Origin of the sequence: Hirschia baltica ATCC 49814, from assembly GCF_000023785.1 — a bacterium.
GTDB lineage: Bacteria > Pseudomonadota > Alphaproteobacteria > Caulobacterales > Hyphomonadaceae > Hirschia > Hirschia baltica.
Genome location: NC_012982.1, coordinates 581,237 through 596,748, shown reverse-complemented (window position 1 = coordinate 596,748; position 15,512 = coordinate 581,237). Strand labels below are relative to the sequence as shown.

16 protein-coding genes are annotated in these 15,512 nt (G+C 46.4%); 8 read left to right on the top strand and 8 right to left on the bottom strand.

The window, feature by feature from the left end; translation table 11 throughout:
• Nucleotides 1-5: 5 nt before the first annotated feature.
• Nucleotides 6-1,163 (bottom strand): aminotransferase class I/II-fold pyridoxal phosphate-dependent enzyme, encoded by a 1,158-nt coding sequence (locus HBAL_RS02810; protein ID WP_015826413.1) that lies wholly within the window; start codon nucleotides 1,161-1,163, stop codon nucleotides 6-8.
• A gap of 61 nt (nucleotides 1,164-1,224) precedes the next feature.
• On the opposite strand from HBAL_RS02810, the gene HBAL_RS02805 reads away from it, so the two are divergent.
• From HBAL_RS02805 to HBAL_RS02790, 4 genes are all read left to right on the top strand, one after another.
• The gene (locus HBAL_RS02805) at nucleotides 1,225-2,502 is read left to right on the top strand and encodes an adenosylmethionine--8-amino-7-oxononanoate transaminase (protein ID WP_015826412.1); all 1,278 of its coding nucleotides are present in this window, start codon (nucleotides 1,225-1,227) and stop codon (nucleotides 2,500-2,502) included.
• A gap of 412 nt (nucleotides 2,503-2,914) precedes the next feature.
• Nucleotides 2,915-4,141 carry a class I SAM-dependent methyltransferase gene (locus HBAL_RS02800; RefSeq protein WP_015826411.1) on the top strand — a complete coding sequence of 409 codons (1,227 nt, stop codon included), beginning with the start codon at nucleotides 2,915-2,917 and terminating at the stop codon, nucleotides 4,139-4,141.
• 153 nt (nucleotides 4,142-4,294) lie between these two features.
• Nucleotides 4,295-4,795, top strand: coding sequence for a YybH family protein (locus HBAL_RS02795; RefSeq protein WP_015826410.1), 501 nt, complete (start codon nucleotides 4,295-4,297; stop codon nucleotides 4,793-4,795).
• Nucleotides 4,796-4,920: 125 nt separating this feature from the next.
• Nucleotides 4,921-5,940 carry a TIGR00341 family protein gene (locus HBAL_RS02790; protein ID WP_015826409.1) on the top strand — a complete coding sequence of 340 codons (1,020 nt, stop codon included), beginning with the start codon at nucleotides 4,921-4,923 and terminating at the stop codon, nucleotides 5,938-5,940.
• Nucleotides 5,941-6,003: 63 nt separating this feature from the next.
• Here the strand turns inward: HBAL_RS02790 and HBAL_RS02785 are convergent, their stop codons facing one another.
• From HBAL_RS02785 to HBAL_RS02765, 5 genes are all read right to left on the bottom strand, one after another.
• Entirely contained in the window at nucleotides 6,004-7,878 is a 1,875-nt protein-coding gene (locus HBAL_RS02785; protein WP_015826408.1) for a toll/interleukin-1 receptor domain-containing protein, read from the bottom strand.
• Nucleotides 7,879-7,991: 113 nt separating this feature from the next.
• Nucleotides 7,992-8,531: an RDD family protein gene (locus HBAL_RS16750; protein WP_267879128.1), complete on the bottom strand. Its 540-nt coding sequence runs from the start codon at nucleotides 8,529-8,531 to the stop codon at nucleotides 7,992-7,994.
• Nucleotides 8,532-8,740: 209 nt separating this feature from the next.
• A complete protein-coding gene (gene fliE, locus HBAL_RS02775; protein WP_015826406.1) occupies nucleotides 8,741-9,055 on the bottom strand; it encodes a flagellar hook-basal body complex protein FliE in 315 nt (104 codons plus the stop codon).
• Between the two features lie 10 nt (nucleotides 9,056-9,065).
• Nucleotides 9,066-9,482, bottom strand: coding sequence for a flagellar basal body rod protein FlgC (gene flgC, locus HBAL_RS02770; protein WP_015826405.1), 417 nt, complete (start codon nucleotides 9,480-9,482; stop codon nucleotides 9,066-9,068).
• A 23-nt stretch (nucleotides 9,483-9,505) separates the two neighbouring features.
• Nucleotides 9,506-9,955, bottom strand: coding sequence for a flagellar basal body rod protein FlgB (locus HBAL_RS02765; protein ID WP_015826404.1), 450 nt, complete (start codon nucleotides 9,953-9,955; stop codon nucleotides 9,506-9,508).
• 223 nt (nucleotides 9,956-10,178) lie between these two features.
• Between HBAL_RS02765 and HBAL_RS02760 the strand changes: the two genes are divergently transcribed.
• On the top strand, nucleotides 10,179-10,577 hold the full coding sequence (locus HBAL_RS02760) for a FliO/MopB family protein (protein WP_015826403.1): 399 nt from the start codon (nucleotides 10,179-10,181) through the stop codon (nucleotides 10,575-10,577).
• The gene (fliP, locus tag HBAL_RS02755; protein ID WP_015826402.1) at nucleotides 10,577-11,344 is read left to right on the top strand and encodes a flagellar type III secretion system pore protein FliP; all 768 of its coding nucleotides are present in this window, start codon (nucleotides 10,577-10,579) and stop codon (nucleotides 11,342-11,344) included. The genes HBAL_RS02760 and fliP overlap by 1 nt, the downstream gene beginning before the upstream one ends.
• 126 nt (nucleotides 11,345-11,470) lie before the next feature.
• On the opposite strand, the gene putP is transcribed toward fliP, so the two are convergent.
• Nucleotides 11,471-12,976, bottom strand: coding sequence for a sodium/proline symporter PutP (gene putP / locus HBAL_RS02750; RefSeq protein ID WP_049763119.1), 1,506 nt, complete (start codon nucleotides 12,974-12,976; stop codon nucleotides 11,471-11,473).
• Between the two features lie 326 nt (nucleotides 12,977-13,302).
• On the opposite strand from putP, the gene HBAL_RS02745 reads away from it, so the two are divergent.
• A complete protein-coding gene (locus HBAL_RS02745; protein ID WP_015826400.1) occupies nucleotides 13,303-13,890 on the top strand; it encodes an NAD(P)H-dependent oxidoreductase in 588 nt (195 codons plus the stop codon).
• Nucleotides 13,891-13,968: 78 nt separating this feature from the next.
• Here the strand turns inward: HBAL_RS02745 and HBAL_RS02740 are convergent, their stop codons facing one another.
• Nucleotides 13,969-14,484, bottom strand: a complete 516-nt coding sequence (locus tag HBAL_RS02740) for a lactoylglutathione lyase family protein (RefSeq protein ID WP_015826399.1) — start codon at nucleotides 14,482-14,484, stop codon at nucleotides 13,969-13,971.
• Between the two features lie 131 nt (nucleotides 14,485-14,615).
• On the opposite strand from HBAL_RS02740, the gene HBAL_RS02735 reads away from it, so the two are divergent.
• On the top strand, nucleotides 14,616-15,500 hold the full coding sequence (locus HBAL_RS02735) for a LysR family transcriptional regulator (protein WP_015826398.1): 885 nt from the start codon (nucleotides 14,616-14,618) through the stop codon (nucleotides 15,498-15,500).
• Nucleotides 15,501-15,512 lie beyond the last annotated feature (12 nt).

Genomic DNA, 15,512 nt, shown 5'->3' with positions numbered 1-15,512 from the left:
TCCCGTTATATATTTAATACATCTTTTGGTAGATGTTTTTTTAAACTGTTAGCCAAAGCCAACACATCGTCAAGCTCGTGTGAGGCAGAAAAAGCGATACGCAAACGCGAACTACCATCGGGCACAGTTGGCGGCCGAATAGCAGATACATGGAAGCCGTCTTCTAGCAATTTAGCTTGCACTTTCAAGGCAATGCTTGCTTCGCCCAGCAAGATTGGGACAATGGTACTCGTGGGTTTTGGCAGCCCCAACGCATCTGTAAATGCGGTTGTTTTCGCCATAACATTTTTAGCTAAATGCGTGTCTTCATTGATAATATTGACGGCTTCTAGCGCTGCTCCCAAAACTTGAGGCGGCAATCCTGTTGTGAAAACAAAAGTGCGCGCACGGCTTATCATCAACTCAATAAATGCCGCAGGACCACACACATATCCCCCATAAACTCCTACAGCTTTAGACAGCGTGCCCATCTGGATAAGCGCCGGATTATTCTGCTTGATAACGCCAAAACCATGGGCGTCATCTGTCATCAGCCACGCGCCATATTCTTCACAAAGGGCTTGTAATTCTTTCAATGGAGCAAGGTCTCCATCCATAGAAAACACCGTTTCAGTCATCAATAATATACGACTATCTGCCGAGATATTGTGTAATTTCTGTCGTGCATCTTCCACATCATTGTGTTTGAAGGTGCGAATCTCTGCGCCAGAGAGCTGCGCACCCGCTCTCATGCATGCATGTGAAAGTTCATCCATCACAACGACATCTGATTTACCAACCAAACAAGGTATCGCACCTAAATTTGCCATATAGCCCGAGCCAAAGACACGGCAAGCTTCCAGCCCTTTCATTTTGGCAAGTAATGTCTCTAATTCATGATTAAGTGGACTATCACCAGACACTAACCGAGATGCCCCAGCACCTGCACCATAGCGAATAGCTGCTGCTCCTGCTGCTGCCACAACTCGTGTGTTTTGAGAGAGGCCCAGATAGTCATTATCGCAAAAAGAAATTGCGGGTATTCCATCACGCACAATAGCCCCACCAACGCCGCGCGATGTGGGGATAAGTCCACGCTTTAAATCTTTTGCGTGAAGTTTATCGAGTTTTGCTTGCGCAAATGCATTCAATTCATCAACTTGGCGAGAAATAACAGGCCCCAATATGGTTTATGGTAATGCATTTGGCATACACCAGAGCATCAAAAGCGTAGAAAGTTGTAAAATGAGTTCAGATAAATCCAAAATCGAATGGCTAGATACTGGTTTGGATCACATCTGGCTTCCATATACGCAGATGCAAACCAATCCCAAACCGGCCGCCGTCTCTCATACCCAAAACGCGAGCATATTTCTAGAAGACGGCACACAATTAATTGACGGAATTGGCAGCTGGTGGACCAACGTACACGGATATAATCATCCCAAACTAAAAGACGCGCTGATCAAGCAATTGGAAACCATGCCCCATATCATGTTGGGCGGTCTGGGACATAAATCAGCTTATCAATTAGCAACGCGATTGGCACAAATTACACCGGGTGATTTATCACGCACTTTTTTCGTGGAATCAGGTTCGGTCGCCGTCGAAGTCGCAATGAAAGTGGCCGTGCAATTCTGGCTAAACACCACAGGTAAGGTGCGCCCTAAATTCATGTCGTTCAAAGGCGGGTATCACGGCGATACATTCGCGGCCATGTCTGTATGTGATCCAGATGAAGGTATGCATTCTCTTTTTGGACCCGCTCTGGCAAATCAATATGTTCTCGACCTACCCGAAGATGAAGACAGTAAATTCCTGTTTGAAGACATATTGGAAGATCGCAATGACATCGCCGCAGTGATTGTTGAGCCACTTATCCAAGGTGCGGGTGGTATGCGAATGCATTCACCTGAAACTCTGCGTTATCTGCGCGACACCTGCGATAAATTTGAAAAACTTTTGATCTTCGATGAGATTTTCACTGGATTTGGCCGCACGGGTGAAATGTTTGCCGCCAATGTGGCCGGCGTTGTGCCTGATATTATGACCATTGGGAAAGCACTGACGGGCGGCGTCACACCACTCGCTGCAACAATCGTGACGGATCGCATTTATAATGTTTTCCATGCCGATGATCCCAATAAAGCGCTAATGCATGGACCAACCTTTTCCGGCCACGCCCTCGCCTGCGCAGTCGCCATGGCAAGTCTTGATCTATTGGAAGAAGAAAACGCCCTTGATCGCGTCAAAGCCATTGAAGCCCAGTTTGAACGTGAATTGCGTCCGTTGGAAGCACGCGATGATATCAAGCAAGTGCGCATATTAGGAGCTGTCGCAGCTGTGGAACTGGTCAACGGATTTGATCTTGCCGCCATCCGCCAGCGCTTTATCGATAATGGTGTCTTTATCCGTCCGCTGGGCAATGTGATGTATCTCTCACCATCTTTTTCAACCACGCCGGAAGAGATTTCATCACTGACAGGTGCGATTATTGAGATGGTAGAATATTTGGCGGGGTGAGTGAGATTAATTTCAAGCTAAACGTCCCCAAAACGACTCAGCTTGCCCATTCCCTCCAACGCAATAATCCAACACAATATTCCACGAGCCTCATCACCTTTTGAGGCTCATAACTTACGGCAAAAAAACTTATATTTGCGCAATATATGAAATACTTTGCACGCCCTTATTTTAAATAATTTGAATAATATTCAATATGATAAGCAGCGCTGAATTTATAACAATTCCACATGTGCGACTAATTTACCAATACTGCAATTTTACCTTTAAATTTCTTGAAAAGATGACTCTTTTGTAATATAAAATGCCTGCTTTCGAAGATGCCTTACTCTACATTTCCCCTGCATCATATTAACCATAAAAAATGTTGGCACTTCGATATTTATTTGTTGAATATAGATGAGGCTCACTCATGAAGTGCCGTCACTGTCAGACCGAACTAGAGCACATGTTTTGTGATCTAGGATTTGCTCCCCCTTCCAACTCTTACATTTCCCAAGATCATGATAACGCACCTGAAACGTGGTACCCTTTAAAGGTCATGGTGTGTGACAATTGCTGGCTTGTTCAGACACAAGACCATGCAAAACGTGAGGAATTTTTCTCGAACAATTATGCCTATTTCAGTGCCACTTCCAAAAGTTGGTGTGATCATGCCAAACGCTATGTAAGCGACATGACGAGCCGTTTCGGACTAGATCATCATTCTATGATCTGCGAAATCGCGGCAAATGATGGCTATCTGCTGCAATACGCGCTCCAATCCAATATCCCCTGCTATGGTATAGAACCGACATCCAGCACAGCTGAAGCTGCGCGCGAAAAAGGCATTGAGATATACGAAGAATTTTTTGGCGAAGAATATGCCAGACACCTCGTTAGCGAGGGCAAATCGGCCGACCTAACAACCGCCAATAATGTGCTGGCGCACGTACCCGATATCAATGATTTCGTGCGCGGATTTTCTATTCTTCTAAAAGAAGATGGCGTCGCGACTTTTGAGTTTCCTCACCTTCTAAATCTGATCTCAAAGCTTCAATTTGATACCATTTATCACGAACATTATTCCTATCTTTCATTGCTTGCTGTGCGCCGCATATTTGCAGCCAATGGTTTGCAAGTGTTCGATGTTGAAGAATGGTCTACACATGGTGGATCATTGCGCGTCTTCGCACAACGCAGTGACACCGGCACACGCCCTATAAGCGACGCCGTTGAAGACATCATTGCAAAAGAACGCGCCGCAAATCTGGATGAGCTTTCTGGTTATTTAGATTTCCAGAGCAAAGCTGAAAAAGTCAAAAATGAGCTCCTCAAATTCTTGATCAAAGCTAAAGAAGAGGGAAAAACCGTTGCAGCTTATGGAGCGGCTGCCAAAGGCAACACGTTCATGAACTTCGCGGGCGTGCACCCCGACCTCGTTCAATTCGCTGTTGACAATGCAACCGCCAAACAAAACAAGCGCATGCCGGGAAGCCATATCCCAATTGTCTCTTCAGCGATGATATTGTCTGCAAGACCTGACTATGTGTTGATCTTGCCGTGGAATTTGAAAGATGAAATATCCAGCGCGCTTAGCCAGATATACACTTGGGGCGGCAAATGTGTCATCGCCATCCCTGAAATCATGATTTTCTAATTCGCAAACTTAGCCGCAGAATCTTTGGCCCAACCATTGATTCTGCGCTATAGCTTTGACAGCTCAACAAACGGCTTGAACGGCCAGATTAATTGCGCTGATTGCCTCTTACATTTAAATAAAGTATTTGTGAGCTTTGGTTGGGGAAATAAAATGAAACTTCATATGCCATTGATAACTGTGATTTGGCTGGCGTTAGCTGCATGTCAGTCCAATACAGATGCTCTCTCACCCAAAGATTTAAGTGCAATCAAAACGTCCTCGGCAAAATGGGTGGAAACCTATAACAACAATGATTGGGCGGCGTTAGCAGAACTCTTTGCACCCGACGCGATCATGATGCCACCCAACAGCCCTGAAGTGATCGGCCGCACCGCTATCGCAGATTGGGAGGCTAAATTCGAGCAAGGGTTTAGTATCGCATTCGATATACAAACAATTGACGGGAATGCGGACCAAGCCATTGTGAGAGGTCGCTCTTGCGTCTTTATACCTTTAGAATCTGGTGAAACAGGCGTGGATATCGGAAAATTCCTAGAAGTCAGACAAAAGCAACCAAATGGTGACTGGCTCATCACCTATGATATTTTCAATTCTGACCTCGCAATGAACAGCGACCTTCAAGACACGTGTCCGTTTGCTGACAAAGAATAGACCAGAGTTCTATTTCAAAATGAGAATTCTAAACCGTCATTTCATCTCTTCCCGATTGACCTTACAGCGACAATAAACAATGCTCCGCGCCACTCGAATTTCGTCATCAACGGCAGCGCACCTTCATGAAAAATATCCAGATCACTTATCCGGCCTCCTATCAAAAACGCGTTGAAGCTGCGATTGAAAAAGCCTGTCCAATTGATTGGCACAGAGAAGCTGAACCAGACGAGACACGCGAAAGTGTGCTGGTTTTGCTGGAAGATGGCGAAGGCCAATCCCTCATGGATGCCGCGCAAAATATTTTTACATCAAAAGACCAATGGCGCTTAACTGTCATGGATGTGGAAGCGACTTTGCCGCGCAATGAAGTGACCAAATCTGACGATGATAAGGAAGAAAAGAAAAACCCCAAACAAGCCATGCGCGAAGCGCTCGTCGAGGAAGTGATGGGCGGCAGCAAGCTGACAATCGATTTTGTCGTACTCACAATTTTATCTGCCATTGTGGCAGCGATCGGGTTGAATGAGAACAATGTCGCCGTGGTCATCGGGGCGATGGTAATTGCGCCTTTGCTGGGGCCAATTCTGGGTTTTAGCCTCTCGTCTGCGCTTGGCTCCAGCCCTCTTATGCTAACGGCGGCCAAAACGGCGGTGTCTGGCCTTGCTATCGGATTTGGGACAGTCTTTGTGCTGGCCTTAATATTCCCCGTAAATCTGGAAAGCCAAGAGTTGATTTCCCGCACCAATATCAATCCTGAAGTGATCGCACTCGCGCTAGCGTCCGGTGCAGCGGCTGCCCTGTCTTTAACTGGTGGATTATCCTCATCCTTGGTGGGCGTCATGGTTGCCGTTGCACTCTTGCCGCCATCGGCAGCGTCCGCGATGTATCTAGGGTCTGGTGATACGAGAAATGCACTCACAGCAGCAATATTGGTGTTGCTCAACGTTGTGTGTGTTTTGTTATCCACTCAGATTGTGTTCGTTTGGAAAGGCGTGCAGCCGCGCCGCTGGCTGCAACAACAAAACGCTGCAAAATCACGCAAGATAAACATTGCTGTATGGGCCGTATTATTGATCGGCCTTTTCGCGCTTGGTTATTGGGTCAGCAATCATGGCGAACTCTTGGAATCCACTTTTTTGTAGACCTCATTTAAGCCATTGAATTAAGACTGCGCCAATGTGTTCTGTTATTTAGCTAAGACCAAACTAGAACCAAATCTCTGCGCGGTGGAGCGGTAATTTTCCATACCGGCCCGCCAGTGACATAACACGATAATTGCCAGCATCACTCCAACCTGCGCGCCCTGTCTGACTTGCGGCATTGGCACAGAATGCAGCAAGATAAGCTGACTGCTCCGCTTGTGGATCATAATAATAGCGCACAGACCGCGCTTTTGCAGGATCATAATCAACCACATCAATGCCCAGCACTTTAAAGCCAGCAGACTTTAATTCATTGGCGATTATCTGCGCATCCGCATACTGGCTTTTATCCGAAATGTGCAGATAAACTTCTGTGATTTCAAAATCTTTTACAATTTTCGCCTGCTCAATCACAGGTTCGGCGGGCGCTTCTACAGTGCGGCTTGGCACCCGAGGAGGTGCCTGTGTTGGATTTCGACTTCCAGGCCTAATAGGCTCGTTTGTGACTGGCGGCGGCTGCGTAACAGATGGAGCTTCCTCCACAACATCTCCAATAGAAGGCTCTATCATAGCGATCTGGTCAAATGGCGCATCATCATAATCACACGCCTGACCGACACTGCACACGGAAGTTTTGGCTTCGTCACATATGACACCAGATTTTTCCCGTGCTTCGGCATCGCGCCAGCTGATAAATTTACGGACCTCTTCAGGTGCTTCTGCTAGTTGCGCACCGATTGCACCAATGCGTTCAGATGCCAAGCAAGAATACACCGCACGCGAAACAAAATCCTCCGCGAGCACCTGACTATAATCACTAAAACGTTCTTTTTGTTCTGGAGCAAAAGCTGTGAGCTCTGCGATATTCTCATCAATGGGAATAACGGCTGTTTCATTGCCATTATAAAAACGTGCTTTGGCCAGATCACGCCGCACAGATTGACGAATAAAGACGACATGATCAGCCTCGCTATGAACGATAGAATCGCGCGAATTTAGCTTATCATACGCGTCTTCTAGCATACGCCCAGATACGCGGGTCGCATTCTCAGATTGGCTTTCATAATCTTCTGGGATTTCATGCTTGTTCAGCGCCAAGCTTTGACGGCCACTTGCCCATTGCTCTGCGGCGCCAACAATGACTTTCATATCGTCAGTCTGCACATTTAATTCAGCGAGCGTGCTTGCGGCTTCTTCTTTCGCCACCCATGCGCCAAACCCCACAATAATGGCAGCAATCGTTGCCAATGCAGACGCGATTGATAAGCCGCCCAATAGAGCAACTCTAGCCCGTTCCTTTTTCAGACGCTTCACATGCGCAATCTGACTGGCGTCTATATATGCGGTAATAGCTTGAGGCACGCTTTCGATTTTTTCAGTCTGCGCTTGCCAGTTTTGTGCTTGCACCAGTTGCTCACCGGTTAGAAGTACGCCACCGCCGCTTTTCCATTCTTTTGCCCGCTCTTCATAGCGCCGCAATAGGCGCAAGCGTTCCAAATCATGGCGCAATGCACGCTGCAAAGATTTAAAACCGGCATAAAAACCAGTTCCATCCCCGGAATTGAGACTGAAAAAATGGATGTAATTGAGCCGAGATAATTCCGGCGGCACATCCTTTGCCGTCAAAGGCTTAGGTAATAATGGGATAAGGCGTTTATTGCGCGCAACAGCTTGTTGAATTTCCCAACCACAATTTTGTGACGCGAGATAATCATCCGTCAGCACAAAAACCACTGTGTCACTGCTGGATATTAGCTCTTGTAAGCGCGCTTCCCATTGCTCCGTCGCGGCAATGTCATCACGGTCAATTTTGGGATCATAGCCTTCATCTTCCAGCATGGAGACGATCTGATTGGCAAAGTCCATATCTTTGCGGCAATAGGAGACAAAGACATTGCTGCCCGCAACGCTGGTTTCAGATAAAATATCCTGCGCCATACATCTCCCCTAACCATCACTTCGGCATCGCCGCCTGAAGTCATGATGAGAAGCTAACATGAGATCTTAACGCTGGGAACTGGTAAGGATACAATGCGCATCCAAGAGTAGTCTTAAAAATGCACTTTCTTTGCGCTCGTGTGACCAACTCTGTCCCACCAATAAGTTTTTCCACCAGACGTCTGAATGCGTGTCACAAACCAAGATATCGGAATAGAAATAACGCAGGTCACCATTGTCACAAACAAAGCCAGAGTTCTAACAAAATATCGAGGGGCTTTTTCATGCTCAGTGTTTGGGAAAATACTATATCCCATAACCAACTGACCCAAAGTCGCTTTTTGAAATCTCGTGAAACAGTAGAAGTAAATGAAGAATGACAAGAGGTTTACTACCCCCGCCCCAATAAATACTGGCCCATCTGTATTTCGAGTAAAATCACGAATAAAGCGCCAAGCAAATTCTTGAGTTGCTTGTTGTTCAGTCAACAGAACTAGAAATGCCAAAACCGGAATTGAAATTGTTACTACAACCAAACAATCTATAAAACCTGACAATATTCTTCGCCAAATTCCAACTCGCCCTGTATTCACAACTTCAATTTTTTTCTGAGGAAATAGTGCCGCGAACACCAGTAATGATAGACCTATCATTGTAGACATCAATGATGATGATGCAGCTACCAAACATCTAGAATTCGCGCACTGCATGCTAAACTGCACACTACCATTTGCAAAGTACAATATACCTATGAACGCGCACAAAATAATCGCGAGAATAAACGTTCTTTTCAAAAAATTAGACATAGCCCCTCCAACCACATGTTGAAGTTTGCAACGCTTTAATTTGAATTACAATACCTCTAAATCGGCATACGCATGACTTCTTGATAGGCTGAAATCACCTGATCGCGCACGGCGACGACTGTTTCCAATGTCGCTTCTGCGGCGGCAACGGCTGTTACCACATCCACAAGATCGGCATTGCCCATAGTGGCAGAAGCAATAGCATTTTCAGCCTGATTTGCCGCGCCTGATGTTTGGGAAATTGCGGCATCAAGAATTTGACCAAATGGCGCACCTGAAATCCCACCAACATTTTGTGAGCTTTCCGGTTTTAGCGCTGCCTGCGCTGCTTTCATATATGCATTTGTTGCTGCGGTTGCACCGATATCCATAACGCTTTACCTATGCTTTCAAAATATCAACAGCGGCCAAAAGCATGGACCGGCTGGCTTCAACAACGTTCAAATTGGCTTCATATGCGCGCTGGGCCTCGCGCATGTCTGTCATCTCAACAAGCGCTGAGACATTGGAATATTTCACCATACCGCCTTCATCTGCGGCTGGGTGAGTCGGGTCAAACTTGACGGTAAATGGCGCTGTATCATTGTGCACACCAGAAACTTTTACACGCTCAGCCCCAGATTCGCGATCTAGATAGTTTTTAAAAACAGGCACTTTGCGCTGATATGGGTCCGCGCCGGGTGTATCGCCCGTTGAATTTGCATTCGCCAAATTTTCCGCCGATACGCGGATACGCACAGTTTGCGCACGCAGACCAGAAGCGGCCGAAGACATTGCAGACATTAAATCGCCAGACATAGCTTAATTCCTCTTCTTTATTTCTAACGTGGTGCTTTTGCAGCCAGTCGCATCATGGACAGGCTTTTATTGTAGAGACCGATCATGGTCTCAAATTCCATACGCGTTTCAGCAATTTTCATCATTTGATCCTCAACCACGACGCCATTGCCATCGAGCGTGGTCTCTGAATCGGGTGCTTTTTCAATATATGCACCAGCTACAAGTGAACCACGGCTTGCGCTTGCAGCTATGTGACCGGGATGCGTGACTGCCATTGCACCCGCATTGGCTGGGCCGCCGGCACCCGCATTATTGCCAACTTTCCCCTTCGCCAGCGCGGCATTGAATGAAGATATATCAACATCCTTAGGGGTATAGCCGGGCGTGGACACATTGGAGACATTTTGCGACAGCACTTTTTGACGTTCACCCAGCATGTCCATGCGCGCTTTCATCATTCCGAAGATGGGCATATTCATAGGGCCAGTCACGTATCGCACTCCTAAAAATCAATCGGCGCATCCGCACTGGGCAGAAACGACCTGTCTACTAGGCAGTTTCCACCCTTAAGGTTAAGGAGTTTTTAAAATTGTGAACAGTGATATTAACCACTCATTTACCTTCAAGACCGAAAAGTTAACAAGACCGTTTCAATTTGTTGGAATCGGTGCAATTGGGCATGCAAAAAGCATCTCGTTATAGACTGGTCAGACCATGGAAGAACTCATCCGCGCGACTGCTGCGCTTATATTTGTGTTGTCCATCATTCTAGGCATGGGCTGGGCTGCTCGCCGCTATGCAGGCCAGCGCGCCAATCTCATCAATAATCAATCTGATCTTCGCATCGTCGAATGGCGCGGCATGGATGCGCGCCGCAAACTCGCTGTTGTGCATTGGGATGGCCGCGAGCACCTCCTCTGCCTAAGTCAAACAGACCAAACCCTCGTGGCAAGTCGAGATGCGCCAAAACCAGAACCGACATCAACAGCAGAGAATGCATCCGCTTCGCCCGTGCAAACGCCTAAAACACTTGTCGAGCAAATGGCCAATAGCATCAGCAAAATGACATCCCCCTCCAAACCGCCCCACTCCAAAACAACGGAGAAGCCATAATGCGCGCCCTTAAACGCTCGACCAAGATGATGGGCCGCGTCACGCTCCTATTATTAGGTACGCTATTACTGGCACCTGCGGGTATCGCTCAGGAATTTAATTTCGATTTAGGCACCGGCGCAGGCATGACGAGCGGCATTGTTGAAATGCTCGGCGTGATCACGATTTTATCCTTAGCGCCGTCAATTTTGGTGATGACAACAAGCTTTGTGCGTATTGTGGTGGTGCTATCTTTATTGCGAACAGCAATGGGGCTTCAACAAGCGCCGCCCAATGCGGTGATTATCTCGCTTTCCCTATTCCTAACCGCTTTTGTTATGGCTCCCACTTTTGAAGCAGCCTATAAGGAAGGGGTTGAACCCTTCATGGCCGAATCTATCGGATTAGAAGACGCCCTGCCACGCGCTGCTGCCCCGATTAAAACCTTTATGGCCAAGCATGTGCAAGATGATGATCTGGCATTGTTTATGGGCATGGCAAATATAGAAACACTAGAAAGCGCAGAAGCAGCGCCGTTTCAGGTGCTGGCACCAGCCTTCATGATATCCGAGCTGAAGCGCGCCTTTGAGATCGGGTTTATGATATTCCTTCCCTTCCTCGTGATCGACCTTGTTGTGGCTTCTATCCTGATGAGTATGGGGATGATGATGTTGCCGCCTGTGACAATCTCTATGCCGTTTAAGCTCATCTTTTTCGTGCTGGTGGATGGCTGGCGGTTATTGGCTGGATCACTTGTCGAAAGCTTCGTGGCTGGCCCGCCTGGTTAGCTAGACAAGCCCAAACTTGGCAATCCACATATAAAAAAAGGTGCTTACCCAATCGTAAGCACCTTTTTTATTGAATGCGAAACCCTCGCTATAAACTGCAAGGCATTTCGTTAGAGGCTTGCCAGCTTACAGCAAAGATTTTGGCAAAGCTTCCATCTCTGTTTTCATGGCGTCAAACTCGCCCTCTGTCGCCTCACTTGGCTTGGTCAGCAGACTCACACCAACAGCCACGATCAACGCGATCACAAAGCCCGGTACAATCTCATAAATGATTGAAGACAAGGATTGCCCATCAATTGTTATAGGCGCGTAGAGCCAGAACAACACGGTCAAAGCACCCGCAATCATACCCGCCAACGCGCCATTGCGTGTAAATTTACGCCAGTAGAGCGACAATAGTATAATCGGTCCAAAGGCAGCACCAAAGCCAGCCCATGCACTTCCCACCAAAGAAAGAATGCTGCTGGAGCGATCAAATGCGAGCACAATCGCCACCCCGCAAACCAACACAGTCGCAAGGCGCCCCACCATGACAAGCTCCTTTTCAGATGCATTGCGTTTCAGGAATGTCTTGTAAATATCTTCAGTCAGTGAACTAGACGATACCAATAATTGAGACGAAATCGTGCTCATGATTGCCGCCAGAATAGCAGCTAACAAAAATCCAGACACGAGCGGGTGAAACAATGTCTGAGATAGCAGAATAAAGATCGTTTCTGAATCAGTCAGAGCTGATTGCAGCGCATTTTCCTGAACATATGCCAAACCGATTATGCCAACAAACACTGCTCCGATCACAGTTACCAGCATCCATGACATTCCAATATACCGCGCTGTTGCGATATCTTTCAAAGACCGGATCGCCATAAAACGCACAATGATATGCGGCTGCCCAAAATAACCCAATCCCCATGCCATAAGCGACACGACGCTCATGAAAGTTACGCCATTTGTCCAGCTAAAATAGCCTTCCAAATCAAGCGGCGCTGAGCCAGCTGGCTGCACAGTATTGGCCGCTGCAGCAATTTGTGTCTCCACACCCTGCATGCCGCCGACAAATTGATAGGCCACAATAGGCACAAGCACCAACGCAATGAACATGATACAGCCTTGCACAAAGTCTGTCAGGCTTACGGCAAGAAAGCCACCAATCACTGTGTAAGCCAATACCACTCCAGCGGTGACAAACAGCCCCAGCTGGTAATCCATTCCAAAGCTTGCTTCAAATAATTTACCGCCCGCCACAACGCCGGCAGAGGTATAGAGGGTGAAAAAGATAATAATCACAAACGCTGATATTAAGCGCAAAGCGTGGCTGGTATCATCAAACCTGTTTTCAAAGAAATCTGGGAGGGTGATGGAATCGCTGGCCAGCTCGGTATAAACCCGCAAACGCGGCGCAACGAACCTGTAATTTAGGTAAGCACCGATAACCAAACCAACGGCAATCCAAGCTTCGCTCACGCCCGATAAATAGACTGCGCCGGGCAATCCCATGAGCATCCATCCACTCATATCGGACGCACCAGCAGACAAAGCACCTACAGCGGGATGAAGTTGACGCCCTCCAAGCATGTACTCAGAAACGTTGCTCGTAGACTTTCTGTAAGCGTAAAAGCCAATCGCCATCATCAAGATGAAATAAGCACTTAGTGAAATAATCTCGTAGAAACTAATGGTCAAAACATAACTCTTCGGTCAAAATCTAAGTAAATTTAAGAATACCTCACCAAAAACGCAGCCACCTTATCTAGTCAAAAAAGCAGAACTGTTTCCTTGCTCAGGCTCTTCGAGGGGGTATGTACCGCATTTATTAGCGAAATAATCAAGGGACCTCTCCCAGATCTTTGCATCTGATGTATCAATTAACACTCATATTCTGTCAGTTATCGAAAAAAATCTCTACCAAGCCCTGTCCCTGTTTAAGATAAATTCGACGATTACCTTGGAAATACTCTATGCAAAAAATTCTTCTGATTAATGGACACCAACCCTTTCCCTCTTCCTCAGGCAAATTGAACGAAGCCTTTGTTTCGCGTGCGCATCAGTTTTTTCAGGCTCAAAATAAGGATGTGCGCCGCGTCAATACTTCCCAAGCATGGGACATTGAGGAAGAAGTCAAAAATCAACAATGGGCAGATTTCATTCTGGTGCAATTCCCGTTAAATTCCATGGGAATGCCTTGGCCACTCAAACGTTATTTTGACGAAGTCTACACCGCCGGCATGGATGGACGTTTAGCCAAAGGTGATGGCCGAAGCCGCAAAGACGCCAGCAAACAATATGGCAGTGGCGGCCTTATGCAGGACACATCCTATATGCTGTCAGTGACGCTCAATGCGCCACTCACAGCTTTTTCCGATCCAAATCAAAGCCTGTTTGCAGGACGGTCTCTTGATGAGCTACTTGCCCCTGTCCACATCAATTTTGCTTTCTTCGGAATGACTGCCAAACCCAGTTTTGCAGCTTATGATGTTAATAAAGGGCCGCAGATTGAAACTGACTTTAAGCGCTTCCAAATCCAACTGGAAGACCTTTTAACCTAATCCAGTTATCTACCCAACGTTAAGAAAACGGCGCTCAGGGATAAACCAAGCGCCGCATTCTGGCAAACCTTCTAGGCTCTAATCATATGCACCTGCTGCATAGTGAAGCTCATAACTATGGCTATAAATTTCCAGAATATTGCCAAACGGATCTTCCATATAAATCATACGATATGGTTTTTCATTCGGGTAATAATAGCGAGGTGCCTTCATGCGTTTCTTACCACCAGCCGCCACGATTTTCTCAGCTAATCCTTCCACATCAGGATCTTGGACACAAAAGTGAAATATACCTGTTTTCCAGTATTCAAAATTATCCTCAGGATTCTCCTGATTTTTAAATTCAAACAATTCCACACCGATCCTGTCTCCCGTGGAAAGATGGGCAATACGAAATTTTTCCCAACCTTGTCCAAACACATCAGTGCACATCTCACCAATGGCTGAATCGTCCTCAATTATTTGCGTGGGTTTCATAATCAAATACCAGCCAAGGACTTCAGTGTAGAATTTCACAGCCGCTTCAAGGTCGGGAACTGAGATACCGATATGTGAGAAAGATCTTGGATATGTCTTATTGTTATCAATGAGCATGGGGTGAACCTCTATTGTGTGAAGAGCCAGACTATCCGCCTCATCACCTCCACAATACCGACCGCGTTGCATTTTGAAAAATTATCAATTATTCTTATTTTGATAATATAATTTTATGAAATGACTTGTTGATGCTCAACCCCGCTTGGCTGCACACATTCAAAACACTCGTTGATATTGGCCATTTCACCAAGACAGCGCAAAAGCTAAATATGACCCAACCCGGTGTCAGTCAGCATATCAAAAAATTAGAAGACGCTTGCGGGCACGCCCTTATAAAACGAAATACCAAACGCCTTGAACTCACCGAGCAAGGCCGACAAATATATGAATATGCAATCCAGCTTACATTAAATGAAACCAAGCTATTAGAAGCGCTCAATTATGATGACCCCCAAAAGGGTATTTGCAAATTAGCATGCTCAGGATCATTTGCATTAAAGCTGTATCCGCCTCTGCTCGAAATGCAGAAAACCCATCCAAAACTCTCTTTTGAATTAGAAGTCGCGCCCAATCACAAAATCCTTGCTGATGTGCTTGAGGGCCGAACTGATTTAGGCATCGTCACGCAAAATCCTACACAAAGCATGTTTGATGTCGAGAAGATTGGCCGTGAGCAATTGTGTCTAATTTTGCCGCGCGAAGTGGAAATCAATCCAAATATTGCAGAAACAATCAAAACTTTAGGACTAATTCATCATCCCGATGCCGCACACTATCTAACGCTCTATTTTGATTTATGCGGTCAAGCGGATTTAAAAACCCTCAAATTCGAAGACATTCCTAAATCAGGATATATCAATCAGCTAAGTCAGATCCTATTGCCGGTTTCAAAAGGGCTCGGTTTTACCGTTCTTCCCAAAAGCGCGTTAGATAATTTTACAGAAAAAAACAAACTACACGTTTTTAATCCCCCTCAAAATGTAGAAGAAACACTCTTTAGGGTGAAGGTCCGAGGCCGCCAATTGCCTGCCCGATATAATATACCTATCCAAGCAATTTGCGACATATGTTAGGAACGCTGCCAC